Annotated in this window: 23 protein-coding genes; 17 read left to right on the top strand and 6 right to left on the bottom strand. The window is 43.1% G+C overall.

Annotation, left to right across the window (positions count from 1 at the left end):
- The first annotated feature begins 13 nt into the window (after nt 1-13).
- Complete coding sequence (locus tag ACPD8L_RS08340; protein ID WP_423942890.1) at nt 14-862, top strand: hypothetical protein; 849 nt, start codon at nt 14-16, stop codon at nt 860-862.
- Here ACPD8L_RS08340 and ACPD8L_RS08335 read toward each other — a convergent pair.
- On the bottom strand, nt 859-2136 hold the full coding sequence (locus ACPD8L_RS08335; protein WP_423942889.1) for a replication-associated recombination protein A: 1278 nt from the start codon (nt 2134-2136) through the stop codon (nt 859-861). The two genes, ACPD8L_RS08340 and ACPD8L_RS08335, sit on opposite strands and share 4 nt — an antisense overlap.
- A gap of 122 nt (nt 2137-2258) precedes the next feature.
- Between ACPD8L_RS08335 and ACPD8L_RS08330 the strand changes: the two genes are divergently transcribed.
- Nucleotides 2259-2981, top strand: a complete 723-nt coding sequence (locus ACPD8L_RS08330) for a rhomboid family intramembrane serine protease (RefSeq protein ID WP_421810024.1) — start codon at nt 2259-2261, stop codon at nt 2979-2981.
- 2 nt (nt 2982-2983) lie between these two features.
- Here ACPD8L_RS08330 and rlmB read toward each other — a convergent pair whose 3' ends face one another.
- The 5 genes from rlmB to ACPD8L_RS08305 all read right to left on the bottom strand — a co-directional run bounded on the left by rlmB (nt 2984) and on the right by ACPD8L_RS08305 (nt 13707).
- Nucleotides 2984-3715 (bottom strand): 23S rRNA (guanosine(2251)-2'-O)-methyltransferase RlmB, encoded by a 732-nt coding sequence (rlmB, locus tag ACPD8L_RS08325; protein ID WP_421810023.1) that lies wholly within the window; start codon nt 3713-3715, stop codon nt 2984-2986.
- 25 nt (nt 3716-3740) lie between these two features.
- Nucleotides 3741-7070 (bottom strand): VCBS repeat-containing protein, encoded by a 3330-nt coding sequence (locus ACPD8L_RS08320; protein WP_423942887.1) that lies wholly within the window; start codon nt 7068-7070, stop codon nt 3741-3743.
- 284 nt (nt 7071-7354) lie between these two features.
- A complete protein-coding gene (locus tag ACPD8L_RS08315; protein WP_116218600.1) occupies nt 7355-8674 on the bottom strand; it encodes a hypothetical protein in 1320 nt (439 codons plus the stop codon).
- Nucleotides 8675-8702: 28 nt separating this feature from the next.
- Complete coding sequence (locus ACPD8L_RS08310; RefSeq protein WP_116218745.1) at nt 8703-10433, bottom strand: SusD/RagB family nutrient-binding outer membrane lipoprotein; 1731 nt, start codon at nt 10431-10433, stop codon at nt 8703-8705.
- A gap of 22 nt (nt 10434-10455) precedes the next feature.
- On the bottom strand, nt 10456-13707 hold the full coding sequence (locus tag ACPD8L_RS08305) for a SusC/RagA family TonB-linked outer membrane protein (RefSeq protein WP_116218599.1): 3252 nt from the start codon (nt 13705-13707) through the stop codon (nt 10456-10458).
- Between the two features lie 478 nt (nt 13708-14185).
- Here ACPD8L_RS08305 and ACPD8L_RS08300 point away from each other — a divergent pair, with 478 nt between their 5' ends.
- The 15 genes from ACPD8L_RS08300 to rplP all read left to right on the top strand — a co-directional run bounded on the left by ACPD8L_RS08300 (nt 14186) and on the right by rplP (nt 25028).
- Complete coding sequence (locus ACPD8L_RS08300; RefSeq protein ID WP_116218598.1) at nt 14186-15001, top strand: hypothetical protein; 816 nt, start codon at nt 14186-14188, stop codon at nt 14999-15001.
- An 18-nt stretch (nt 15002-15019) separates the two neighbouring features.
- The gene (locus tag ACPD8L_RS08295; RefSeq protein ID WP_147300866.1) at nt 15020-15787 is read left to right on the top strand and encodes a hypothetical protein; all 768 of its coding nucleotides are present in this window, start codon (nt 15020-15022) and stop codon (nt 15785-15787) included.
- A 389-nt stretch (nt 15788-16176) separates the two neighbouring features.
- The gene (locus ACPD8L_RS08290) at nt 16177-16998 is read left to right on the top strand and encodes a hypothetical protein (protein ID WP_423942885.1); all 822 of its coding nucleotides are present in this window, start codon (nt 16177-16179) and stop codon (nt 16996-16998) included.
- 226 nt (nt 16999-17224) lie between these two features.
- Complete coding sequence (gene rpsL / locus ACPD8L_RS08285; protein ID WP_013305196.1) at nt 17225-17599, top strand: 30S ribosomal protein S12; 375 nt, start codon at nt 17225-17227, stop codon at nt 17597-17599.
- 19 nt (nt 17600-17618) lie between these two features.
- Nucleotides 17619-18095 (top strand): 30S ribosomal protein S7, encoded by a 477-nt coding sequence (rpsG, locus tag ACPD8L_RS08280; protein WP_116218595.1) that lies wholly within the window; start codon nt 17619-17621, stop codon nt 18093-18095.
- Nucleotides 18096-18103: 8 nt separating this feature from the next.
- Nucleotides 18104-20233 (top strand): elongation factor G, encoded by a 2130-nt coding sequence (gene fusA, locus ACPD8L_RS08275; protein WP_116218594.1) that lies wholly within the window; start codon nt 18104-18106, stop codon nt 20231-20233.
- 10 nt (nt 20234-20243) lie between these two features.
- Nucleotides 20244-20549: a 30S ribosomal protein S10 gene (gene rpsJ / locus ACPD8L_RS08270; RefSeq protein WP_007094989.1), complete on the top strand. Its 306-nt coding sequence runs from the start codon at nt 20244-20246 to the stop codon at nt 20547-20549.
- A 225-nt stretch (nt 20550-20774) separates the two neighbouring features.
- Entirely contained in the window at nt 20775-21392 is a 618-nt protein-coding gene (gene rplC, locus ACPD8L_RS08265; protein ID WP_116218593.1) for a 50S ribosomal protein L3, read from the top strand.
- Complete coding sequence (gene rplD, locus ACPD8L_RS08260; RefSeq protein WP_116218592.1) at nt 21392-22021, top strand: 50S ribosomal protein L4; 630 nt, start codon at nt 21392-21394, stop codon at nt 22019-22021. The genes rplC and rplD overlap by 1 nt, the downstream gene beginning before the upstream one ends.
- A gap of 7 nt (nt 22022-22028) precedes the next feature.
- Complete coding sequence (gene rplW / locus ACPD8L_RS08255) at nt 22029-22319, top strand: 50S ribosomal protein L23 (RefSeq protein ID WP_116218591.1); 291 nt, start codon at nt 22029-22031, stop codon at nt 22317-22319.
- Between the two features lie 9 nt (nt 22320-22328).
- Nucleotides 22329-23153: a 50S ribosomal protein L2 gene (gene rplB / locus ACPD8L_RS08250; RefSeq protein WP_293302204.1), complete on the top strand. Its 825-nt coding sequence runs from the start codon at nt 22329-22331 to the stop codon at nt 23151-23153.
- A 12-nt stretch (nt 23154-23165) separates the two neighbouring features.
- Nucleotides 23166-23444, top strand: a complete 279-nt coding sequence (rpsS, locus tag ACPD8L_RS08245; protein WP_116218589.1) for a 30S ribosomal protein S19 — start codon at nt 23166-23168, stop codon at nt 23442-23444.
- A gap of 7 nt (nt 23445-23451) precedes the next feature.
- A complete protein-coding gene (rplV, locus tag ACPD8L_RS08240) occupies nt 23452-23859 on the top strand; it encodes a 50S ribosomal protein L22 (protein WP_129653241.1) in 408 nt (135 codons plus the stop codon).
- Nucleotides 23860-23869: 10 nt separating this feature from the next.
- Complete coding sequence (gene rpsC / locus ACPD8L_RS08235) at nt 23870-24589, top strand: 30S ribosomal protein S3 (RefSeq protein WP_116218587.1); 720 nt, start codon at nt 23870-23872, stop codon at nt 24587-24589.
- Between the two features lie 19 nt (nt 24590-24608).
- Nucleotides 24609-25028, top strand: a complete 420-nt coding sequence (gene rplP, locus ACPD8L_RS08230) for a 50S ribosomal protein L16 (protein ID WP_116218586.1) — start codon at nt 24609-24611, stop codon at nt 25026-25028.
- The last annotated feature ends 8 nt before the right edge of the window (nt 25029-25036 follow it).

The following is a 25036-nucleotide window of genomic DNA, read 5'->3' as shown; positions in this document are numbered from 1 at the left end:
GCATACACACTATATGAAATCTAAACTATTGTACATATTGGTGTTTGTCCTTGGGGCAAGCAACTTGGTGAACGGACAATTGAACGACTATAAATACATTATAGTTCCAAAGAGATTTGAAGGATTTAAGTCCGAGAATCAGTACCAGACCAGTACCATTGTAAAATATCTTTTCACGAAAAAAGGATTTACTGCGGTATATGATGATGCACTGCCGGAAGATTTGGCCAACAATAGATGTCTGGGACTAACGGCCAGCTTGGTGGATGAATCTCCCATGTTTTCCACCAAAGTAAGTATAGCTTTGATAGATTGCCAGTCCAAGGAAGTCTACAGGACCATGCAAGGCGTAAGCAGGATCAAGGAATACCAGCCAGCTTATAGGGAGGCATTGGAAAAGGCCTTTGTTTCATTTGATGGGATGGACTATAAGTATGTTCCCAAAAAAGAAGCCCCAAAGGAGCAGGTGCAAGAAAAGCCTATTACGGTAAGTTATAGGAACGATGTTCAAACTTTGGATGAACCCGCTCAATCCAAAGTAGTTCAGCAAGAAGCCACGCCAGACAACCAGAGCTATAAAAGTTTGGAGCCTAAACCCTCGGGTATGGTAAAGGCAGAGGAAAAAGTAAAGGGGCAACCACTCACCTTTGAGATGTTGTATGCCCAACCCACTGGTAATGGGTATCAACTGGTGGACAGCACCCCAAAAGTGGTATTAAAACTTGAAGAAACATCTATTGAGAATGTCTTTTTAACCGATTATGCCGGGAATGCCGTGGTCTTTCAAAAGGACGGAAAATGGTTTTTGGAATACTCGGAAAATGGGGAAAAGAAACTAAAAGAACTCAATATCAAGTTTTAAAACCCGTATTTGTCCTTCCAGCGTTTTTTTAAAAACTCCCTCATGGCATTTTCCCTTGGATTGTTGCCGGGTTGGTAGAAGGGAGTTCCCTTGATTTCGTCGGGTAGAAACTCATGGTCCACAAAGTTGTTTTCATGATTGTGGGCATAATCGTATCCCTTTCCGTATCCTAGATCCTTCATCAGTTTGGTAGGGGCGTTCCGTATGGCCATGGGAACAGACAGGTCGCCGGTCTCCCGCACTTTTTGTTGTGCAAGGTTGATGGCCATATAGCTGGAGTTGCTCTTTGGGGAACTGGCCAGATAAGTGGCACACTGGCTCAAGATGATTCGAGCTTCTGGATGCCCAATGGTGTTTACCGCCTGAAAAGTGGTATTGGCCATAACAAGGGCGGTAGGATTGGCATTTCCGATATCTTCCGAAGCTAAAATGACCATCCTTCGGGCAATGAACTTTACATCCTCGCCCCCCTCGATCATACGGGCCAACCAATAAACTGCAGCATTGGGGTCGCTCCCCCGGATAGACTTGATGAATGCGGAAATGATATCGTAATGCTGTTCCCCGGTTTTATCGTAAAGAACCGTGTTCTTTTGGACCTTGTTCAATACAGATTCGTTGGTAATGGTCACTTCCTTTCCCATTTCCGAATTGACGATCAGCTCAAAAATGTTCAAAAGTTTTCTGCCATCACCTCCTGAAAGCCGTAATAGGGCCTCCGTCTCTTTCAGTTGTATTTTTTTGTTTTTTAGAGAGGTGTCGGTTTTTATGGCACGCTCCAAAAGAGCTTCCAAATCTTCTTTGCCAAAAGGGTTCAATACATAGACCTGACACCGGGACAAAAGGGCGGGGATTACTTCAAAACTTGGGTTTTCCGTTGTGGCGCCAATCAGGGTGACCCAACCCTTTTCAACGGCACCCAACAAGGAATCCTGTTGCGATTTGCTAAAGCGATGGATTTCATCAATGAACAAAATGGGGTTTTTGGAAGTGAACAATCCACCACTTTGTTTGGCTTTTTCAATGACTTCCCGTACATCCTTGACACCACTGCTTATCGCACTCAGGGTGTAAAAAGGTCTTTGGCTTTCATGGGCAATGATATTGGCTAGCGTGGTCTTTCCCGTTCCCGGAGGACCCCAAAAAATCAATGAGGGGATAACACCGTTCTTGATTTGGTTGGTCAATGAGCCATGGGGACCTATCAAATGCTGTTGACTGATATAGTCCTCTAGGGTTTTTGGACGTATGCGTTCTGCCAAGGGTTCGTTCATAAGGGTAAAAATAAAACAAATTTGGAGGGAAGCGAAGCTTCTTTGAGGTAGTACTTTTTTTGGAAACATGACAATTTGTGTAATTTCAATGATATGGTCAGAAATTTGATTTTAGCATTTGCATGAAAACAAGCGAACATTTCAGGTTTTCGGATGGGGTCCTGTTGGCTCCATTGGTGGCAGTGCTCTCCATTTGGATCGTTTTTTGGGTTGAAGTCCAATACGGGGTCAATTTTAATGGCTATGGCATATACCCTAGAAAACTGGAAGGGTTAAGGGGAGTTTTGTTCAGTCCCTTTATCCATGGTTCGGTGGAACATCTCTATAACAACACCTTGCCTTTGGCCATCTTAACGGCATTTCTCTTTTATTTTTACAATAGGGCCGCTTTGAAGGTACTGGTATTGGGAACCCTTACCTCAGGATTGCTGACGTGGGTCATGGCAAGGCCGTCGTACCATATTGGGGCAAGTGGGGTCATCTATGTTTTGGCAAGTTTTATCTTCTTCAAGGGGATTTTTGCCAAACATTTTAGACTGGTGGCACTTTCCTTGGTGGTGGTTTTTATTTATGGGAGTATGATCTGGTATATTTTTCCGGTCAAGGACAACATTTCTTGGGAAGGGCACTTGGCAGGATTTCTAACAGGACTTTTGTTGGCATTGACCATACGGGTAAAGGTTCCCCTTGAAAAAAAATACGATTGGGAAAGGGAAGATTATCGTGAAGAGAACGACCCGTTCCTACAGCATTTTGATGAAGACGGGAATTTCATCGAACAGAAGGAGGAAACCGATGAGCCCATCAAAATAAAATATCACTACAAAAAAGATGGGGAGGCATAAGGTTATGACCTTCTTTGCCTGACCACTTCGTACAAAAACACCCCGCAGGCCACGGAAACATTCAAGGAACCAATGTTCCCCAAAAGAGGCAGTTTTGCCTTATGGTCCACCATGCTAAGGATGGAGGAGGAAATACCCTTGTCCTCGGAGCCCATAATGATGGCGGTGGGTTGGTCAAAATCCACAGCGTAGATTTCGTCCTCGGTCTTCTCTGTAGCGGCCACTACCTGTATGTTGGAAGATTGCAGATAGAACAAAGCATCCTTTAAATGGTCCACTTTGGCAATGGGTACCGTAAAAGCAGCTCCGGCCGAAGTTTTTACCGTATCGTCCGTAATGGGTGCCGCTCCATTTTTGGGTACAATAATACCATGTACCCCACAGCATTCCGCGGTCCGGATGATGGCCCCAAAATTTCGCACATCGGAGACTTGGTCCAAAAGGAGGAAAAAAGGTTTTTCTTCTTGGGCAAGGATATTTTCGACCAAGGTTTCAAATACATGGAACTTGACCGGGGAAATCTGGGCGACCACTCCCTGGTGATTGTTCCGGGTAAGGCGGTTGAGTTTCTCAATAGGAACATAGGAGGTGCTGATGCCATTTTTTCGAATGGTTGTCTCCAATTCCTTGAAAAGTTCACCCTTAAGTCCTTTCTGGAGAAATATCTTGTTTATGGGCTGTTCGGCGCCTATGGCTTCCAGAACTGCCCTTATGCCGTAAATTTGGTCACTCATGTTATTGTCTCAAAGTGCAAATATATCAAGAAGAGACCTTGTGAATGCCCATGGGACCATTATTTGTTGTGTTCAATAGGAAAGTTCCCTGGTTTGTGCCGATCCATTCAATACTTTTTACATTACCGTTCATGAAAAGTCCGGAATTTTGATAGGGAACACTGATGTATCCATCTTTGCCATTTGAAAGGAGGATTACCCCGGAGAGGGCATCCAGTCTAGGGGTTTCAACCTCGGTCTCATAAATGTTGCCTGCGGCAATGATGTCCTCAAAACCGTCATGGTTTACATCGGCCACCACGGCATCCAATATGGGAAAGGTCTGTGAGGCCACAGGTAAGGCATGTTTTTCAAATACGAGGTCACCTTTATTGATCAGCACCATGGACCTAAGTTCGGTGACGCTGTTTTCATAGGAAGTTTTTAGCTTATCACCGTAAATGTCGACTAAGCTGGCGTTGGCAAACTCGGAATAGGTTTCAAACTTTTCCTTGATAAAGGGCATTTGCTGCGAAGAACATTCCCTTCCCCGCACAGGGACGTATGTGCCGTGGTATTTTTTGCTGAGAACAATATCGTTGGTACCGTTCTCATCAAAATCCGTGGCATACACTTTAAAGGGCTTCTCTTCCGATGCCTTGAACTTGATGTTCAACCCTACATTTCCCAAAATATAGTCCTTGAGTCCATCATGGTTTACATCGGTTTCGGTCACTGAGAACCACCATCCTTTTTCGCCCAAGATGGCATCTTCTTTTCCAATGTTCTTGAAAGTTCCTTTTTGATTCACGAATACCCCGATTCCAGTCCATTCACCCACGGCGATGAAATCTGGCCAGCCATCATTGTTGATGTCCGTAGTCTGTAAATCGTTGACAATGCCAAAATCCAAAAACTCGGGAGCCACTTTTTCGGTAACGTCAACAAGTTCACCACCTATATTTTCATAAAGTACAGAGGTTTGGGGTTTGGGGTATTGTTTGGGAACCACACGGTTCCCTACCAAAATATCATTGTCCCCATCCTTGTCAAAATCTATGATGGCAACCGATTTGCCATTTTTGGGAAGCTTGGACAGTACATCGCTTTGCGACCGGGAAAATTGACCCTGACCATTGTTAAGGTAGATACGGTCTGTATGGTACGAAGAGTTTTCAGCAAATTCGTTGCCTCCGCTCACCACATAAAGGTCCAAGTCCCCATCGCCATCAAAATCAAAGAAAACGGACTCCATATCCTCAAATTGGGCATCGTTGGCGAGGGCAGGGGAGCTGATTTTGGAAAATCCACCGTTGGATTGCACATACAACTGCCCAGATTGCCCAGAAGCGCCCCCTATGTGGATATCCATCAGTCCATCACCATTGATATCACCTTTTGCGATAAAGGGGCCCATATTGGATTGTTTGTAAGGCAATAGGATTTCTTCCTCAAAATCGTCGTAAACATTTTCTTGGTGCACGAAATCCAGTCCCCTGATTTGACTTGGGGCAAAATATTTTATTTTTCCTTTCGCCGGTTGGATGCGTTGCGTGGCATCTGCTTTGGTGAAGGTTAGTGTGGTATTGGCCGGGACATTGAGTTTTTGTTCCATCATGCCCGATTTCCAGTATATGGTAACGGTGTCCACCGTTTGATTCTGGCCCAGACCAAAGAGTGCACTGTTCTCTTGGGCCGAACGGTACCCACGCACCCTCTTTATTTCTATTATTTGGGACTGGTTGCCCACGTTGATTTTTACCTTGGCAAATTCCTCGGAAGTATCCCCTTTGGTGATTACCTTTAAAAAATTGCCCAATTCTTTTTCCACGGAGAGATTTTGATATACAAAGGCTTCTTGATCCATATTGTTGATGATGATATCCAGGTCACCATCATTGTCCAAGTCTCCGGAGGCTGCCCCGTTACTGAAAGAGAAATCGGCCAAGCCCCAATCTTTGGCCACATCGTCATAAATGAGTTCCGAGGTTTTTTTGTACATGATATTGGGCAGTTTTTCGGAAGGCATGGACTCATAGAGTTGCTGTTTGACTTCCAAGGGCACATTTTGCCCGTATTTTTGTCGAGCTTCAAAGACTTTCATTTGTAGGTCATTGTCCAATGCATAACGCCGATAGCCATTGGTAACGTGGATTTCCTTGTTTCCGTCAAGGTCAAAATCGTTCATGAGCACGGACCAGCTCCAATCCGTGTTGGCCACTCCGGATAGTTGCGAAATATTGCTGAACTTGTTTTGGCCCATGTTCTTTTGTAAAGAGTTGTACATGTATTGATAGTGGTACCCCGCCTTGTTGACCAAATAATCAAACCGTTTGGTGTTCATGGATGCCATCAATGTTTTGGAACGGACATGGTCGTTGGCGGCCATATCCAACACAAAAATGTCTTGCAGGTCGTCATTGTCCAGGTCGGCAATATCTATTCCCATACCGTAAAAGGAAATCTGGTCGGTTGCTTCCTTTATTTGATCGGAAAAGGTGCCGTCATGATTGTTAATGTATAGTGCGTCAGGTAAATAATAGTCGCTTGCCATATAGATGTCCATCCACCCATCTTCATTGATATCGGTAACGGCAAGGCCCAATCCAAAGATGGGTTTGTCCAGTCCTGCGGCTTTGGTGATGTCGGAAAAAATTCCGTCATCGTTTCTATACAGGTGTGAGGAGTTAAAATAGGCGGTCTCCTCATTTGAATTGACATATTGGTTAAAAGAAATGGGGTCCATGCCATAAAGCTCGTTCTCGTTCATGACAAGGCAATCAAGGTCACCATCTTTATCCAGGTCAAAAAAAACAGATTGGGTACTGATACCCATATCTGCGAGGCCATATTCTTCCGCTTTTTCTTGGAAGGTCCCGTTTTGTTGGTTGATGAACAGCAGATTTTTGCGTTTGTCCCTTGTGTTTGGTCCACCTTGGGACACATAAATATCCATCCATCCATCAGTATTTATATCAACGAAGGTTACTCCGTTTGACCATACTTTCCCTGCATTGATGTTTGCGGGTTCCGAGACATCTTTGAACGTTAGGTCGCCTTGATTTAGGTACAGCGTATTGTTGACTTGGTTTCCGGAAAAGAATATGTCCAGAAGACCATCATTATTTAAATCTTCCACACCAACACCGGCACCATTGTAGAAGTAATCGTAGTCAAAAAGATTGCTTAGACTGCCCACATCATGGGTAATGTTGTTGGCAAATGAAATGTGACTGGTATTGGGGTCGACTTTTTGAAATATGGCAATACTTTCTTCTGAGGTATCCTTGGTCGATGATGTGGAATCATCTTTTTTTTGATTGTTGCAAGCAATCATTAGAATACTCAGAAGGGCAGGTATTAAGGCTCTATTCATTTTAAGAAAATTTTAAGGTAATATATCATAAAATTCTCTTAAAAGCCAATGTTGTTCCTTTGGATTGCTCACTAATATGATATGAGTGAAAATTATGGAAGTTGTTTTTGTACCTCCTAAAAGAACAACTATCATTTTACGCTTTTAAAAATGGGTAATCTGCCAAGTGGAATAGAATAACAGCTACGAAGAACCATTGTGGTATAACAGAGTAGTATCTCAATTAAAATAAAAAAGGGCATCGTTAGATGCCCTTTTACATATGATAATGAATGTGCTATAAATTATTCACAAACCAATAGTTCAATTGGTGTGTCTGCCACTGCACTTTCAACAGCGACACTAGCAGCTGGTTTATCATTTGGATCATAGATAGTGAAACCACATTCTATGTCATAATCACCACCTCTAAAGAATAGTTCCAAAGTAGTAGTTCCTTCAGGAACAGTGAAATTGGCTAGTCCTTCTTCACCATTTTCAAGGGTGTAGTTTTGAGGCTCACCACCATCAATGATCACTTCAATTGACGCTCCATTCCATCCATCTCCCCAATCATCGATAAAGGCAATGGTGTACTCGCCTGGATAAGGCTCATCGGCATTCAATTGGATACATTCAAATACATCGTAAGTGAAATAGTATTCAGTATCTGCTTCTGTAGTTGTAATGATACGTCCATCCGTGGTCATGATTTCATAACGCAGACGGAACTGGTCATTGGGCAACAAATCTTCGAATGCAAGATCTGGACCATACAGTTCAGATTGTGTAAAACCATACTCCATGGTCAAAACACCTTCTGTATCGGTGAAATCGGTTAAAACAAATTCATCAAAAACAGTTTCTTCTTCTGACATATCTTCTTCACCTTCCAAAATGTTTCTGTCCGAAAATGAACGATATACGGTAACAGACTCTAGATAATCAGCTTCAGCAAAGGCTGGGTCGCTCATATCTATACTAATAGTGAACAAGAAGTCATCGTTAGTGGCGCCTTCGGTAACATCAACTATGTTTCTGTTTTCGTCGGCTACTTCAAATTCAATACCGTCATCCAAAGACTCTGAATACTGGAACGGCGAAGTAAAGAATGAACCACCGGATACGGTACCATTGGCATCGTTGGTGAATACTCTACCGTCGGTCAATTCAGCTTCCACTCTGTAAAAGAAGGTATCCCCGGGTAGCACATCGGCAACAGTGATCCCTGCAGTGGACAATGCCTCTGCATACGACAAGGAAAGTACTCCGGTTGGCAATCCAAACTCACCTGGTGTTGAAAAGTGTGAAGCAGGGTAGGTTGCCACCAAAGCCTCTGTTGAAGTATCATCAGAAGGTTCATCATTGTTGTCAATGAAGGTAAAATACAATCTAACTTCAGATAGTGTGGATCCATTTTCCTTATCCTGTATTTCAACTTCCATGTCCCAAGTGGGTGAAGTATCAAAAATGTCAAATGAAATGGTATCTGGATCGGTCAACGTTCTGACCACAATACCAGATGTGGTATCGTTGTAGATCTTGTCTATAAGTTTTTCTTCGCTACACGAAAAGGCAATGCAAACGAAAAAAAGCAATGTGATATGTTTTTTTAATTTTTTCATGATTTAATTTTTTTACGTTCTGTGCCTATTAGTTAGAGAAAGGGAATCCACTTGCTGGATTGGTATCCCAGAACACAGGTACTGTCTGATCGGACTTCTGTGTAATGTTCGGATTACTGGTAACAGCTTGGTTAGGGTAGTACATGGAACGGATGTATGCTCCGGGTTCTGGTTCCCTATTAGGCTGCATGGTACTTGGATACCCTGTTCTTCTATAGAAATTGTATGTCTCAATACCATTGCCATAGTGGCTCACCATATACTGTTCTCCAAATACATCCCATTTCTCACTTCCGGTTGCATCGTTGAATGCGGTAATGGTAGCAAGAACGAAATCATTGATCTGTCCTGTTGTTGGTTCAAAAGATAGGTCTGCATTTCCATCGTTGGCCACATAGGATTGAACCTTGGCGATTTGCTTTACAAGGGCATTCTCAAAATGAGTGGCCGCTACTCCTGGGTTATTGGCTGCCAAAGCCATTTCGGCTCTCCAGAAATCAACCATGTAGGCATCCAAAATAGGAGTGATTCCTTTTCCTCCAGCTCCAAATGAAGCAGGATTGATTGCTTGTGCAATGGCTTGGAAGCTATCATCATCGAAACGTCCACCGGCAGGATATACACCAAAAGTGGTTTTCAACAAACCGTCTGGTGGGCCACCTTCGTCATCACCATGGTCTCTACCCCAGTATCCGTTAGGCAAGGCGCAGAAAGTAAATCCTCCTGTAACATAGTGTGCTGGTGCGGTTTGCAATGAACAGGTCAAAAGTTCCTCGTTTGCAGGGAACCCTGACTGTCCTGGTACATTGATGGTCTGACGATAGAAGTAGTACCGTAACCTTGGATCATCTGAGGTGTCCATTATATTGGCCAACCAGTTGGATATGTAATGCGCGGCACCGGCCGAAGCGTAGTTGATACCATAGTTAGGGTGTCTTGTGTCTGGTTGGGAAGCACTAGTTCCAGGCCAATTCCAATCGAAATCCTCAGAAGTGTCCGTAATGTAGTTTCCTGAAGCAATGATAGCATTGAAGCTAGCTGCTGCAGAAGCATCCACTAAACGGGTCTGAACATAAATCTTCAATTTCAAAGTATTGGCTGCCTTTACCCACATTTCGAAGTCACCTCCATAAAAGTAATCGGTTGTTGGGGGAGAAGCCGTTTCATTGGTGAAATTTACAATGGCTTGATCTAATAGGGACAATGCCGCTGCGTAAACAGATTCACCGCTATCCAAATTAGGATTCACGATTTCTGGAGCTTGCAAAGCCTCGGAGTAAGGTACATCCCCGAAGAAATCCACCAAGGTTACCAAAGTATAAGCTTCAAAGAATTGGGCCATTCCCAAATGTCTGGATAAACCAGCTTCTTCGGCAAGGGGGGTCATGGAGCGAATGTCGAACAATATTCCTCGATAGGCATTGTCCCACTCATCGTCTGTATCAATATCTTGATAACCACCTCTATAATCCCGTGAACCGAAAGGCATCAAACGGGTCAATTCGCTTCCCAAGATGGAGAATCCATCACCGGTTACGTTACCACCTGTGGTAAAGTTGTCGTTGGGATCACCAGTGGCCTCCCCATCAATCTGTCTTGCGAAATCCTCCTGAATGGAATTCAGAAAGAAATCGGGGCTTGCCTGTTCAGGAGTCAGAAAGTTAGGGTCCTGAGTAAGATCCAGCTCGGTGGATTCACAGGATACCATCAATGACCCAACAAACAAGACCGATGCTATATATGTGCTTATGTTTTTCATTTTTATAACTATTTTTTTCATCTTAGAATGTTGCTTTAACACTAAATCCATATCTCCTGGAGCTAGGTCCGTTCAAGAAATCAAATCCGAATCCGTTACCAACACCAGTACCAGATGTGTTAGGATCAAAGTTGGCACCGTCTGGAGTGTTTATGGCATCATACCATAGGTTGAATCCAGAAACTGTGAAAGAAAGACTTCCAAATGGAGTTTTGTCCAAGAACTTCTTAGGTACTGAGTAACCCAAGGAAACTTCCTGAAGTCTTAGCAAGGTTGCATCGTAAACTTGCAGTTCACTAGGACCGAAAAGAACGTTTGTGAAGTAGTAGTCAGAGTTGTTTATCTGCACATCGTTCACCCGTCCATCGCTCTGTTGAACACCAGGAAGAATGAATGTATTTTCCCTATCAACAGTTTCTTCGATCAAACCTCTACCCAACAAAGTTGCGATTGTACCGGAGTAGATGTCACCACCTTGCGTCCAGTTGAACTGGAACCCAAAGTTGAAATTCTTGTATGAGAACTGGTTGTTAAAGTTCATCACGAAATCCGGGTTGGGATCACCAATGATACCATCTTGGGAATCGAACACGTAGTCACCAGCAGAGTTAACCACAAGGTTTCCTGCGTCATCCCTTAATACCCGGCTACTGTAGATTACCCCAAGAGGCTCACCTTCGATAGCTGCGTTACCCAAGTTTGAATAACCGGAGTATACGATCAAATCGGTATCGGCACCTAAATCTTCAACTGTAGTTTCGGTGGCACTGAAGTTTATGTTGGAGTTCCAGTTAAACCCATCGCTATCGCTACGTATTAGATTCAGACCCAAGTCAACCTCTACTCCTTCACCTTTAATTTCACCCACGTTGGTGGTGGTTCTATAATATCCGGATGATGGATCCAATGGTTGTGTTACAATAAGGTCTGTAGTGGTCCTTTGATAGATGGAAGCATCCAAAGTAACTCTTCCGTCCCACCATCTGGATTCGACCCCTAGTTCAATTTCTGAAACCTGCTCAGGTTTAAGTTCAGGGTTACCCAAGTTTAGAGGGGTTGTATTGGTCACGATGTTTCTTCCGGTATTATCTTGGAAATCCTGTGTATCCAAAACCAATCTACTGGCTACAGGGTAAGAATCAGAGTTTTGATCAGGGAAACCGGCGGAGGTTCCGTAACCAGCTCTAATTTTCAAATAGTTCAACACATCGCCTTTCAATCCGTCAAAAGCGGTTGTTGGAACGAATGACAAACTCGCACTGGGATAGAACAAAGAGCGGTTGGCTTTATCCAAGTTGGATACCCAGTCGTTTCTTCCTGCCAAAGTGACGAAGACGAAATTATCATAATCAAATTCCACCTGTCCATACAGACCGATTACATTACGTTCTGAGGTTTGTTGGATTTCATTATTGTTCAAGAAGTTGAAGTGGCGAAGTACACCAAACACTTGCTGACCATCACTGGAAACACCGGTTTGGTTAAATACTTCCCTTCTACCATTGAAACCTAGGTTGAAAGTACTTCCAACGGTTTCGGTCAAATCAAAATCACCGTTGAACGCCAAGTTGTGGTCCCAAATGGTATTGGTGTTGTTCCAAGTTTCGTAGACACCGCTCTGAAGTCTAATGTCATTACTGTTACTGTTTACACCACCTTTGTTCTGGTAGTTAACGTTGTTCTCGCTATAGTTGTCAATACCAACACGGTAAGAAAGGTTTAGGTTCTCACTTAGGTCATATTGTATGGCCATATTACCGAACACCCTGTTGGTCTGTTGTTGTGTACCAGAGTTGTTTACGGTCCACAATGGGTGCTGGATGGAGTTGTTTTGACGATAGTAAACACTTCCTCCGGTAATGGGGTCTTGGTAAGGTAATCCAAGAACGTCAACCGAACGAGGTGTAAAGTAAAGGTCTCCAAATACTGAGGAACCGCTACCCGTGGCACCGTTACCCAAACTCAAGGCAACTGGTGGGGAGATAAACTTGGTCCTTGCGTAGTTTAAAGTACCTGAAACCGTGAACTTGTTGCTCAATACGGCTCTACCACCTACACCAAAGTTGTTCCTGTTAAGGCTGTTCCCGGGGGTGAACCCTTGGTCTTTCAAATAACCGTAGTTAACATTATAGGAAATCTTTCCATCTGAAGAGGCTCCCGCAACATTGATGGAAGTATTGGTAACCGTACCGGTCTTAAAGAAGTTTTCAAAACTTTTATATGGTCTCCACACATATCTGGCACCTTGATACTCCGGAAAGGCTGCCTGAATGGCATCAGTGGAAGTTGAATAAGGGTGAGGTAGTGTTCCGTTGGCATCAAAAGCGGAGCTGTTACCCCAGCCAGAAAGACCTTCCCTTCTAAAGCTTGGCCCCCAGTTACTGAAGAACCAACCAAAGGCTTGGTCAAAACCGTTACCGTATTCGTTTTGGTATTTTGGTGTAGAGGCTATTTCATTGAAGAACATGGAGGATGTGACCGTAATCTCGGTCTTTTTGGCTCCTTCCCCTCCAGATCCAGCTTTGGTGGTGATCAAGATCACACCGTTTCTACCTAGGGACCCGTATAGGGTGGAGGCAGCAAGACCTTTCAATACGTTCACGCTTTCAATACTGTTTGGATCCAAATCCAAGAACCTACTGGAACCGTTGTTACCGTTGATGAAATCGTTACGGCTACCTTGTCTACCAGATGGGTTGGTGTCACCGTTGAACGGCACACCATCCACAATGAACAAGGGTTGGTTACTTTGGCTAAAGGAGTTGAAACCCCGTATAATGATGTTGGTACCAGATCCGGAAAGACCACTCTGTTGGGTAATGTTAACCCCGGAGGCCTTACCCATAAGTACACGTCCCAAATCACCTTCGGCTTTTTCCTCCAGTTGTTCGGAACTTACTTCGGCAACCGCATATCCCAAGGCTTGTTTCTCCCTCTTGATACCAAGGGCTGTAACAATTACCTCTTCAAGGGCTTGGGTGTCCTCTTCCATCTGAACGTTGACCACGCTTCCTGCACCAACAACCCTACTTGTGGCTCTTTGCCCTATATAAGTGAAAAGTAGTGTTTGACCTTGACTTGCACTGATTGAATAGTTTCCATCAAAATCCGTTTGGGTACCGGTGGTGGTCCCTTCGACGACAATGTTGACCCCAGGTAGCGGAAGCCCATCGGCATCCGTGACAGTACCTGTAATCGTCTTGTCTTGTGCAAAGGATAGATGCACAACAAACGCCAATAACAGCGTTAACAATCCATTAAGTTTTGTTCTCATTTTTAAATTATTTGAATTAGCTAGGCGCTAAAATCATAATTTCATGTTAATAATCCAAACTAATTTTATTAAATTTTTAAGATGATGTTAGCAAATGCGTTAACAATAAAATGAGTGTGTGTATTTAAAAAACTTGTTAATTTTAACCTATAAAAATTAGATGTTGTTAAAAAAACATCCATTTAGTGTATTGAATAGGGTGTTTTGCAACAACATCCTTAATTCTGTTCCTGAAAATGGAGTTTAACATTTTATTAGTATACCTTAATATATATGTACTGCCAATAGTTTCTTTGGAACGGGCTGAGCTAATCCAAGGTTTGGCTTAAAATGGCGTTAGGGAAGGATGATGGCTTTTGGTTTTTTGGTACGTAAATAGATTGGGTTTGGGGTTGCCTTTTAAATAGATCTAAGGATTCCTATGTTTAACTCCTTAATTTTTATATATTTAACTTGAATCAAAAACCATAGAAGTAAGATGAAAACTTGTTATGCCAAGAAAGTCCGCACCTTTTTCTTTGCGCTATTTGCATTGATGGCTTCATTTGCAAGTGCCCAAGGAAACATCCATGCTCCTGGTGAGGGTGGTGTATTTACCCAAAATAGGTTGGCCTTGATGAAAACTTATGCCGAAGAAGCGGATATTGGCAACAATCCTTGGATGATGGACCTCTATAATGATATGCGGACCAAAATGGGCCGTTTGGGAGAGGATGTCAACCTTACCTTGGAAGATATAGACGGAACCATATATCTTGATGAATCCTTTCAGCTTGGAGGGCTTTATCAAAATGGGGTTGCCTTTAAGAGAATGTATATGCGTTTTGATGCGTATAATGATGAGGTGGAATTAAGGGAAAGTCCTGATTCCGAGGTCACCAGGTCCATGGTCAAGAACGAGGAATATTCCTGTTCCATCAATGGGGATGAATTTTTATATATGCAATATACGGATGATAAAGGCGCTACTGCCAAGGGGTATCTTTCTCCCTTGGTAAAAGGAGGTGGGGAGTATGTGCTCTATGAGAAACGTATAAAAGTCTTCAAGGAAGGTAAGCCAGCGAAAACCTCCTTGGATAAAGGATTTCCCCATAGGTTCTTGGATAAAGTGGAGTACTATGTATCTGTAAACGGAGGTGTGCCAGTATACATGAGGGCCAAAAAGTCTGAAGTGCTTGAAGTGTTTTCCGACGAGGATCAAAAAAAGGTCAAACAGTTCATAAAGGATAGGCATATCAATTTGGGGGATAACATGGGTCTTATGAACTTGTTTGCTTACGCGAATACGCTCTAAACAACTAAAGAAGCGATTATGGGAAAGATATTTGTCACTGCAGGATGTATTTTGTTTGTAGCAATGGCTGCTGTGGGTCAGGTCAAGGTCCAGTCCTATAGTGTCATATCCGGAGTTACCTGGAATAAGGAACAGTCGTTCGGGAACAATCCTTCCATGGAAAACCTGTACAATGATATGCGGGTTAAATTTGGGAGAATGGGGGAAGAGGTCAACCTTACTCTTGAGGATATCGATGGGACCATCTATCTCAATGAAAACTTCACCTTGGGTACGCTTTATGATGAAGGTGTGGCCTTCAAAAAACTCTACATGCGCTATGATGCCTACAATGATGAAGTGGAGTTGAAGGAAAGCTTGGGTGCTGATGTGGTTAGGTCCATGTTAAAGCATCCGGTATATTCCTGTTCCATGAATGGCAATGACTATTATTATACCATATACACTGATGAGGATGGGAACTCCCAAAAAGGATATCTGACGCCCGTGGTGACCGGAGAGGGGTACAATCTTTTTGTGAAGCATAAAAAAGTGTTCAAAGAAGGTAAGGAGGCCAGAAACTCCTTGGAGAAATCATTTCCACATCGATTTTTGGACCGGACGGAGTACTATGTTTCCCGTACAGGTGAGGTGCCAGTTTTTATGAAGACCAAAAAATCCGATGTACTTTCCATATTCTCAGAAGGGGATCAAAAGGCTATCAAGGGCTATATGAAAGAAAAGCGTCCCAATGTGAACGATAGTGCTGATCTGCAGAATCTGTTCACGTATGCCAATACCTTATAGTGGAAAATCAATAAACATCATTCAAGATCGGTGTCCATCGGTTTTGGACAAAGCTGAATATTACGTAAAACCGAATCCTCCCCTTTTTTCTTGAAGACCAAAAAATCCGTGGTCATTTCCATATTCCCCGAACCACACTGAAGTACGGTTAAAGATGTATCAATGAAAAGTTTATGAGTGTAGGGCCCCCATGACAGGTTGCTTGATCTATTCCGCAAATGGGAATCTATTACAATGGGGATTGTATTTACATATAAATCAGTATGTTATATTGAAATTTTATGTAAATTGGAAGGGAATAAGAATTGTGATATTTGGCAATGGCCGGATGCGAACGTTTCATGGAAATTGAAACGTGGATTTTTTTAGTGAACATAAAATAAAGAAGAATGAAAAAGCAACTGATTTCTTGTGTTCTTTTCATGTTTGGGATGTCGGTTTTTGGTCAATACCAATTGATGAACCCTGCCTTTGCTCCAGGAGGCGATAAGGCAGGCAGGGCCGGACTGGGTCTCTGTTGTACATCCCAGGCCTCAATGGGAAACAACCCTACGGTGATGAACTTCTTCTCTGACTTGAAGAACAAGTTTGGTGATGTTAGTTTTACTAAGGCGGATGGTTATGCCAAGGTGCAGGGAAGTGCATATTATGTAAAGGAGTTTAAAAAGGCCGCCATTTATGACAATGGGGAGGAAGTGGCAGAATTTTATGTGCGATATGATGCTTTTAATGATGACTTGGAGGTAAAGCGCAACAAGTACAGTATTACTACGGAATCACTTATTCGGGATGAGGATGTCTCTTGTGTGGTGGATGGACGGGAATATAAATATATCTCCTTTAAGGACGATAAAAACAATATAAGGAGGGGTTATGTGGTCTCTATCTATACCGGAAATACATATACCGTCTATGAGAGATTGCGCAAAACCTATCGCGATGGGAAATATGCAAAGACATCCCACGGGACTGATTTTCCGCCACGCTTTTCGGACAAGACGGAGTACTATGTTGCAGTTTCCAATGATACGCCCATGTTTGTTAAGCTAAACAAGAAAAAAGTATTGGATTTTTTTAATGACCCTTCTAAAAAGGAGTTGGCCAGGTATATCAAGAAAAAAGGCATAGACTTTAAAAGTGGGGGAGACTTAGTTTCTGTTTTTAGAAAAGCGGACTTGATGGGAAGTCTTGTTGCTGTGGCCAGTAATTAAAAGGATTAAGTTATTGGGAAAAGCACCTTAAAGGGTGCTTTTTTTATGCCTAAAATGTCTGCTTACGCCATTTTTTGAGCATCGGTAAATGTTTTAAATGGTGTAAAATCCAATGAACAATAAAAAATATTTGAAATTAATCTATAAGGGATTTGATTACTAATGAAATATCACTACATTTGCAGCCCTCAAAATGGGGGTTATTTAGTTTTTAATAGGAATTTTAATGCCAACAATTTCACAATTAGTACGAAAAGGAAGGGCCACAATTACCAAGAAGAGTAAATCGGCTGCTTTGGATTCGTGTCCTCAAAGAAGAGGGGTTTGTACGCGGGTTTACACCACTACGCCAAAGAAACCAAACTCTGCAATGCGTAAAGTTGCAAGGGTAAGGTTGACCAACGGTAAAGAGGTGAACGCATACATCCCTGGAGAAGGTCACAACCTCCAAGAGCACTCGATAGTATTGGTTAGAGGCGGAAGAGTAAAGGATTTGCCTGGTGTGCGATACCACATCGTTCGCGGGGCGTTGGATACTGCCGGTGTGGCGGGAAGAACGCAGCGAAGATCAAAGTATGGTGCTAAGCGTCCCAAAAAGTAATCAACTTTAAGAAGAAGCAATGAGAAAAAAGCAGGCAAAGAAAAGACCACTTTTACCAGACCCAAGATTTAACGATCAGCTTGTTACGCGTTTCGTGAACATGATGATGTGGGATGGTAAAAAGTCAATTGCATTCAAGATTTTCTACGATGCAATTGATATCGTTGATGAAAAGAACACGGACGAGGAAAAAACCGCTTTGGAGCTATGGAAAGACGCGCTTTCCAATGTTATGCCACACGTTGAAGTAAGAAGTAGAAGAGTGGGTGGTGCAACATTTCAGATTCCAATGCAGATTCGTCCAGATAGAAAGATATCCACTGCCATGAAGTGGTTGATTCTTTACGCAAGAAAGCGTAACGAGAAATCCATGGCGCAAAAACTGGCCTCTGAGATTTTGGCAGCTGCCAAGGAAGAAGGTGCGGCAGTGAAGAAAAGAGTAGATACACACAAAATGGCCGAGGCCAATAAAGCATTCTCACACTTTAGATTCTAATCATTACAATGGGAAGAGATTTAAAATATACAAGGAATATAGGTATTGCAGCTCACATTGATGCTGGTAAAACAACTACTACAGAGCGTATTCTTTTTTATACAGGTGTGAGTCACAAGATTGGTGAGGTGCATGACGGTGCAGCTACCATGGACTGGATGGAGCAGGAGCAGGAGCGTGGTATTACCATTACTTCCGCTGCTACCACTTGTACATGGAAGTTCCCTATGGAGAATGCGCAGCCATTGCCTGATACCAAAGATTACCACTTCAATATTATTGACACTCCCGGACACGTGGATTTTACCGTTGAGGTAAACCGTTCGTTGCGTGTTTTGGATGGTTTGGTGTTCTTGTTCAGTGCGGTGGATGGTGTTGAGCCACAATCCGAAACCAACTGGAGATTGGCCGATAACTATAAAGTGCCTAGAATTGGATTCGTGAACAAAATGGACCGTCAAGGTTCCAACTTCTTGAACGTGTGTAAGCAAGTTCGTGAGATGTTGGGCTCCAATGCGGTGCCAATTGTATTGCCAATAGGTGAAGAGGCAGACTTTAAAGGGATTGTTGATTTGGCCAAGAACAGGGCAATCGTATGGCACGATGATAACTTCGGGTCTACATTTGATGTTGTGGATATTCCTGCTGATATGTTGGATGAGGTGAAGGAGTACAGAGCTGCCTTGATCGAAGCTGTTGCGGAATATGATGAAAATTTGATGGAGAAATTCTTCGAGGATGAAGATTCCATCACAGAAGAAGAAGTGCATGCTGCATTGCGTGCTGCGGTAATGGATAGGGCCATCATTCCTATGGTTTGTGGTTCTTCCTTTAAGAACAAAGGGGTTCAGTTCCTTTTGGATGCCGTTTGTCGCTACTTGCCTTCTCCTTTGGATAAAGATGATATTGTAGGAACCAATCCTGATACTGGTGAAGAAGTTACCAGAAAGCCAGACCCCAAAGAGCCCTTTGCGGCACTTGCCTTTAAAATTGCTACCGATCCTTTCGTAGGTCGTTTGGCTTTCTTTAGAGCGTACTCTGGTCGTTTGGATGCAGGTTCTTACATCTTGAACAACCGTTCAGGTAAAAAAGAGCGTATCTCCCGAATCTATCAGATGCACTCCAATAAACAAAACGCCATCGATTATATTGAGGCTGGTGATATTGGTGCAGCTGTAGGATTTAAAGATATCAAGACTGGTGATACCATGTCTGCTGAAAATGCGCCTATCGTATTGGAAAGTATGAACTTCCCCGACCCCGTTATTGGTATCGCGGTTGAGCCAAAAACCAAGGCGGATGTGGATAAATTGGGTATGGCTTTGGCCAAATTGGCCGAAGAGGATCCAACGTTCCAGGTAAAAACAGACGAAGCTTCAGGACAGACCATTATTTCTGGTATGGGTGAGCTTCACTTGGATATCATCGTGGACCGTTTAAGGCGTGAGTTTAAGGTAGAGGTAAACCAAGGTCAGCCACAGGTTGAGTACAAGGAAGCCCTTACTGCTACAGCGGATCACAGAGAAACATATAAGAAACAAACCGGTGGTCGTGGTAAATTTGCGGATATCGTATTTACGATGCAACCTGCAAGTGACGAGACCAAGGCCGGATTGGAATTTGTCAACGAAATTAAAGGTGGTAACATTCCAAAGGAATATATCCCATCTGTAGAAAAAGGTTTCAAGGAAGCTATGAAAAACGGGCCATTGGCTGGTTTTGAAATGGATAGTATGAAAATTACCCTTAAGGATGGATCTTTCCACCCTGTGGATTCTGATTCCTTGTCCTTTGAGTTGGCTGCGAAGCTTGGTTACAAAGTAGCTGCCAAGAAAGCCCGTGCCGTTCTAATGGAGCCCATCATGAAATTGGAGGTGCTTACACCAGAAGAGAACATGGGTGATATTGTAGGTGATTTGAACCGAAGAAGAGGTCAGGTGAACAACATGGATGATAGGGCTGGTGCCAAAGTGGTAAAAGCAGAGGTTCCACTATCGGAAATGTTCGGGTATGTAACTTCCTTGAGGACATTGTCTTCAGGTAGGGCTACTTCCACCATGGAATTTTCACACTATGCCGAAACTCCTTCCAATATTGCGGAAGAGGTGATTAAAGCAGCTAAAGGAGTAACCGCTTAATTTCAGCAAGATGAGTCAAAAAATTAGAATAAAATTGAAATCTTACGATCACAATTTGGTGGACAAATCTGCTGAGAAGATCGTGAAAACAGTAAAAACGACCGGTGCTGTGGTAACTGGACCCATTCCATTGCCTACGCACAAGAAGATATTCACGGTTTTGCGTTCACCCCACGTGAACAAAAAATCAAGGGAGCAGTTCCAATTGAGCTCTTACAAGAGACTTTTGGACATTTACAGCTCTTCTTCAAAAACCATCGATGCCCTTATGAAGCTTGAGCTTCCCAGTGGTGTTGAGGTTGAGATCAAGGTCTGATAAAAGTGATAGGTGTTGAGTTGAAAGTTTTGAATTTCGTTATAGGTCATTTATAACTTTCAACTTAGCACTTAAGACTAAAAAGTACATGTCTCGAACGATGGTTCGGGAAAAACGGTGAAAGAAAAAAATCTGGGTCAGAGCAGAATGTTTTTCTTGACCCAATTTTTTTGCCAAGAAATTGGCGTAAATAAAGAAAAGTAAACAATTAATAATTAGTTAAATATGTCTGGGTTAATAGGAAGAAAAATCGGTATGACCAGCATCTTCGACGAGAATGGAAAGAACGTTCCATGTACCGTCATCGAAGCTGGACCATGCGTGGTTACCCAAGTCAGAACCGAAGAGGTTGACGGGTACAGTGCCCTTCAACTTGGTTTCGATGACAAGGCAGAAAAACGTGCTAACAAGGCCGAAACAGGTCACTTTAAGAAAGCAGGTACTTCTCCAAAGAAACAAGTCGTTGAATTCCAAGATTTTGAAGGTGAATACAAATTAGGGGACGTCGTAGGTGCGGACCTATTTGTGGAAGGTGAATTTGTTGATGTAATTGGTACATCAAAAGGAAAAGGATTCCAAGGGGTTGTTAAGCGTCATGGTTTTGGTGGAGTTGGTCAAGCGACCCACGGTCAGCACAACCGATTGAGAGCTCCTGGTTCCATTGGTGCTGCATCATATCCTGCCCGAGTTTTCAAAGGAATGAAAATGGCCGGTAGAATGGGTGGCGAGAGAGTAACAGTCCAAAACTTGAGAGTATTGAAAGTGGTTCCTGAGAAAAACCTTATCGTAGTGAAAGGATGTGTTCCAGGACACAAGAATGCTTACGTAACAATTGAGAAGTAATGAAGGTTGCAGTTTTAGATATCAAAGGAAAAGAGACCGGAAGAAAGGTAGACCTTTCTGACGATGTTTTCGCCATAGAGCCCAATGAGCATGCCATCTATTTGGATGTAAAGCAGTATTTGGCGCATCAAAGACAAGGGACCCACAAAGCTAAAGAGAGAGCTGAGATTGCCGGGAGTACCCGTAAGATCAAAAAGCAAAAGGGAACTGGTACCGCAAGGGCCGGTAGTATTAAATCCCCTGTTTTTAGAGGTGGAGGTAGAATCTTCGGTCCAAGACCAAAGGACTATACCCAAAAATTGAACAAAAACGTAAAGCGATTGGCCCGTAGGTCGGCCTTGAGCCTTAAAACCAAGGAGAAATCCGTAGTGGTTGTGGAAGATTTCAATTTTGAAACTCCAAAGACCAAGGATTTTGTGGCTTTCCTAACCTCTTTGGGTCTGGAAAATAAAAAGTCCCTTATAGTGTTGGGCGATACAAATAATAACGTATATTTGTCGTCGCGTAATTTGGAACGCTCCGAAGTTGTAACTGGCTCAGAATTAAATACTTACAAAATAGTTAACGCTAATAGTTTAGTATTGACCGAAAGCGCTTTGGAAGGAATTGAATCGAACCTAAAGAAATAAAAGTATCATGAGTGTGTTGATAAGACCGATAATTACGGAAAAGATGACCGCTGACAGCGAGCTTTTCAACCGTTATGGTTTCTACGTTCAGCCTGGGGCTAACAAGTTGGAAATCAAAGAGGCGGTAGAGGCTACTTATGGTGTTTCTGTGGAAAAGGTGAGAACCATGAACTATGGTCCAACGCGTAAGAGTCGTTATACAAAAACCGGAATCCAGCACGGAAAGACAAATGCCATGAAGAAGGCAATTGTTGATGTGGCTGAAGGTGATATTATTGATTTTTACAGTAATCTATAAAGACGAGAAATGTCAGTTAGAAAATTAAAACCGATAACCCCTGGACAGCGTTTTAGAGTAGTAAACGGATTTGACGCGATTACTACTGATAAGCCGGAAAAAAGCTTGCTTGCTCCGTTAAAAAAGTCGGGTGGTAGGAACAGTCAAGGAAAAATGACCATGCGCCATAGAGGTGGGGGTCATAAGAGAAGATATCGAATCATCGATTTCAAAAGGGATAAACAAGGAGTTGAGGCCACTGTGGTTTCAATCCAATACGATCCCAACAGAACTGCATTTATCGCCTTGGTAGAGTACAAGGATGGTGAAAAAAGATATGTGGTTGCCCAAAATGGTTTGCAGGTAGGACAAAAAATCCAATCCGGAACAGGTTCTGCCCCTGAAATTGGAAATGCGCTTCCGTTGAGCGAGGTTCCATTGGGTACCATTATCTCTTGCATAGAATTGAGACCTGGTCAAGGAGCGATCATGGCGAGAAGTGCCGGTACATTTGCCCAGTTGATGGCAAAGGACGGTAAGTTCGTTACCATTAAGTTGCCTTCTGGTGAGACCCGTATGATATTGGCCACTTGTTTGGCTACCATCGGTGCGGTTTCCAACTCCGATCACCAATTGTTGGTGTCCGGTAAAGCTGGTAGAAGCAGATGGTTGGGTAGAAGGCCAAGAACTAGGCCAGTAGCCATGAACCCTGTTGATCACCCAATGGGTGGTGGTGAAGGAAGGGCTTCCGGAGGTCACCCAAGATCTAAGAACGGTATTCCTGCAAAAGGATTCAGAACCCGTTCCAAGACCAAGGATACCAATAGATACATCATAGAACGTAGAAAGAAATAAAAGAAAAAGTAAATGGCACGTTCGTTAAAAAAAGGACCATTCGTTCATCATAGTCTGGAGAAGAAAGTCCAAACCAATATAGAATCAGGAAAGAAAACGGTTATCAAAACATGGTCTAGAGCCTCAATGATAACGCCGGATTTCGTAGGACAGACCATCGCGGTCCACAACGGTAAGCAATTTGTTCCCGTTTATGTTACCGAGAACATGGTAGGTCACAAACTTGGAGAATTTTCACCTACACGATCTTTTAGGGGTCATGCAGGAGCCAAAAACAAAGGTAAAAAGTAAGTAAGCTATGGGAGTTCGTAAAAGACAAATGGCCGAAAGGTTAAAGGAAGAGAAAAAGCAACTTGCTATTGCAAAGCTTAACAACTGCCCAACATCTCCAAGAAAGATGCGTTTGGTGGCAGATTTGGTAAGGGGAAAACAAATCGAAATGGCTTTGGCCATCTTGAGGTTCAACTCAAAGGAAGCTTCCAGAAAAATGGAGAAACTATTGCTTTCTGCCATTGCCAACTGGGAGGCCAAGAATGAAGATGCCAGCATTGAGGATGCGGATCTTTATATCAAGGAAATCCGTGTTGATGGTGGAACCATGTTGAAACGTTTGCGTCCCGCTCCTCAAGGAAGGGCTCACAGAATCAGAAAGCGTTCCAACCATGTGACCATGATTTTGGAATCCAATAACAACGTTCAAAGCTAGAAAATAGAATATGGGACAGAAGACCAATCCAATAGGAAATCGCTTGGGAATTATCAGAGGATGGGAATCCAACTGGTACGGAGGAAACGATTACGGCGATAAGCTGGCTGAGGATGATAAAATTAGAAAGTACGTGCATGCACGTTTGGCCAAGGCCAGTGTATCACGTGTTATCATAGAGAGAACCTTGAAATTGATCACCATCACCATTACCACGGCAAGACCTGGTATCATCATTGGTAAGGGAGGTCAGGAAGTTGATAAACTTAAGGAAGAGCTTAAGAAGATTACCAACAAAGAGGTTCAGATCAATATTCACGAAATCAAGAGACCTGAGCTTGATGCCAATTTGGTCGCTGCCAGTGTGGCAAGACAGATTGAGAGCAGAATTTCATACAGAAGAGCCATTAAAATGGCCATTGCCGCGGCAATCCGTATGAATGCCGAAGGAATCAAGATCCAGATTTCTGGACGTTTGAACGGAGCTGAAATGGCGCGTTCTGAATCTTACAAGGAAGGAAGAATTCCATTGTCCACTTTCCGTGCCGATGTAGATTATGCATTGCACGAAGCTCACACTACCTATGGTAGATTGGGTATCAAAGTTTGGATCATGAAGGGTGAGGTCTATGGAAAAAGAGAGCTTTCCCCATTGGTAGGATTGAGCAAGAGTCAAGGAGGAAAAGGCGGTAAACAAGATGGTGGTAAAAAACCACGCCGTAGAAAGTAATAAGATAAAGTAAGGTAAGATGTTACAGCCAAAAAGAACAAAATTTCGTAAGGCCCAGAAGGGGCGTATGAAGGGTAACTCACAAAGAGGACACCAACTTTCCAATGGAATGTTCGGTATCAAGTCCATGGATTCCCACTTCATTACTTCCCGTCAGATCGAGGCTGCGCGTATTGCTGCGACAAGGTACATGAAAAGACAAGGCCAGTTGTGGATCAAAATATTTCCGGACAAACCCATCACCAAAAAACCTCTTGAGGTACGTATGGGTAAAGGTAAGGGTGCTCCAGAATATTGGGTAGCTGTTGTGAAGCCTGGAAGAATCATGTTCGAAATTGCTGGGGTGCCAATGGATGTGGCCAAAGAGGCCCTTAGGTTAGCCGCCCAGAAATTGCCGGTCAAAACCAAGTTTATCGTAGCTAGGGATTATTCCGCTTAATTTTTAAT

It is taken from the genome of Flagellimonas algicida (assembly GCF_049629585.1).
Classification (GTDB): Bacteria; Bacteroidota; Bacteroidia; order Flavobacteriales; family Flavobacteriaceae; genus Flagellimonas.
The sequence above is the reverse complement of the archived record's forward strand: the minus strand, read 5'-3'. Positions and strand labels throughout refer to the sequence as shown.

Coding starts and splice junctions, on each gene's coding strand:
- ACPD8L_RS08340 (WP_423942890.1), top strand. CDS start 14: ATGAAATCTAAACTATTGTACATATTGGTGTTTGTCCTTGGGGCAAGC.
- ACPD8L_RS08335 (WP_423942889.1), bottom strand. CDS start 2,136: ATGAACGAACCCTTGGCAGAACGCATACGTCCAAAAACCCTAGAGGAC.
- ACPD8L_RS08330 (WP_421810024.1), top strand. CDS start 2,259: ATGAAAACAAGCGAACATTTCAGGTTTTCGGATGGGGTCCTGTTGGCT.
- rlmB (WP_421810023.1), bottom strand. CDS start 3,715: ATGAGTGACCAAATTTACGGCATAAGGGCAGTTCTGGAAGCCATAGGC.
- ACPD8L_RS08320 (WP_423942887.1), bottom strand. CDS start 7,070: ATGAATAGAGCCTTAATACCTGCCCTTCTGAGTATTCTAATGATTGCT.
- ACPD8L_RS08315 (WP_116218600.1), bottom strand. CDS start 8,674: ATGAAAAAATTAAAAAAACATATCACATTGCTTTTTTTCGTTTGCATT.
- ACPD8L_RS08310 (WP_116218745.1), bottom strand. CDS start 10,433: ATGAAAAACATAAGCACATATATAGCATCGGTCTTGTTTGTTGGGTCA.
- ACPD8L_RS08305 (WP_116218599.1), bottom strand. CDS start 13,707: ATGAGAACAAAACTTAATGGATTGTTAACGCTGTTATTGGCGTTTGTT.
- ACPD8L_RS08300 (WP_116218598.1), top strand. CDS start 14,186: ATGAAAACTTGTTATGCCAAGAAAGTCCGCACCTTTTTCTTTGCGCTA.
- ACPD8L_RS08295 (WP_147300866.1), top strand. CDS start 15,020: ATGGGAAAGATATTTGTCACTGCAGGATGTATTTTGTTTGTAGCAATG.
- ACPD8L_RS08290 (WP_423942885.1), top strand. CDS start 16,177: ATGAAAAAGCAACTGATTTCTTGTGTTCTTTTCATGTTTGGGATGTCG.
- rpsL (WP_013305196.1), top strand. CDS start 17,225: ATGCCAACAATTTCACAATTAGTACGAAAAGGAAGGGCCACAATTACC.
- rpsG (WP_116218595.1), top strand. CDS start 17,619: ATGAGAAAAAAGCAGGCAAAGAAAAGACCACTTTTACCAGACCCAAGA.
- fusA (WP_116218594.1), top strand. CDS start 18,104: ATGGGAAGAGATTTAAAATATACAAGGAATATAGGTATTGCAGCTCAC.
- rpsJ (WP_007094989.1), top strand. CDS start 20,244: ATGAGTCAAAAAATTAGAATAAAATTGAAATCTTACGATCACAATTTG.
- rplC (WP_116218593.1), top strand. CDS start 20,775: ATGTCTGGGTTAATAGGAAGAAAAATCGGTATGACCAGCATCTTCGAC.
- rplD (WP_116218592.1), top strand. CDS start 21,392: ATGAAGGTTGCAGTTTTAGATATCAAAGGAAAAGAGACCGGAAGAAAG.
- rplW (WP_116218591.1), top strand. CDS start 22,029: ATGAGTGTGTTGATAAGACCGATAATTACGGAAAAGATGACCGCTGAC.
- rplB (WP_293302204.1), top strand. CDS start 22,329: ATGTCAGTTAGAAAATTAAAACCGATAACCCCTGGACAGCGTTTTAGA.
- rpsS (WP_116218589.1), top strand. CDS start 23,166: ATGGCACGTTCGTTAAAAAAAGGACCATTCGTTCATCATAGTCTGGAG.
- rplV (WP_129653241.1), top strand. CDS start 23,452: ATGGGAGTTCGTAAAAGACAAATGGCCGAAAGGTTAAAGGAAGAGAAA.
- rpsC (WP_116218587.1), top strand. CDS start 23,870: ATGGGACAGAAGACCAATCCAATAGGAAATCGCTTGGGAATTATCAGA.
- rplP (WP_116218586.1), top strand. CDS start 24,609: ATGTTACAGCCAAAAAGAACAAAATTTCGTAAGGCCCAGAAGGGGCGT.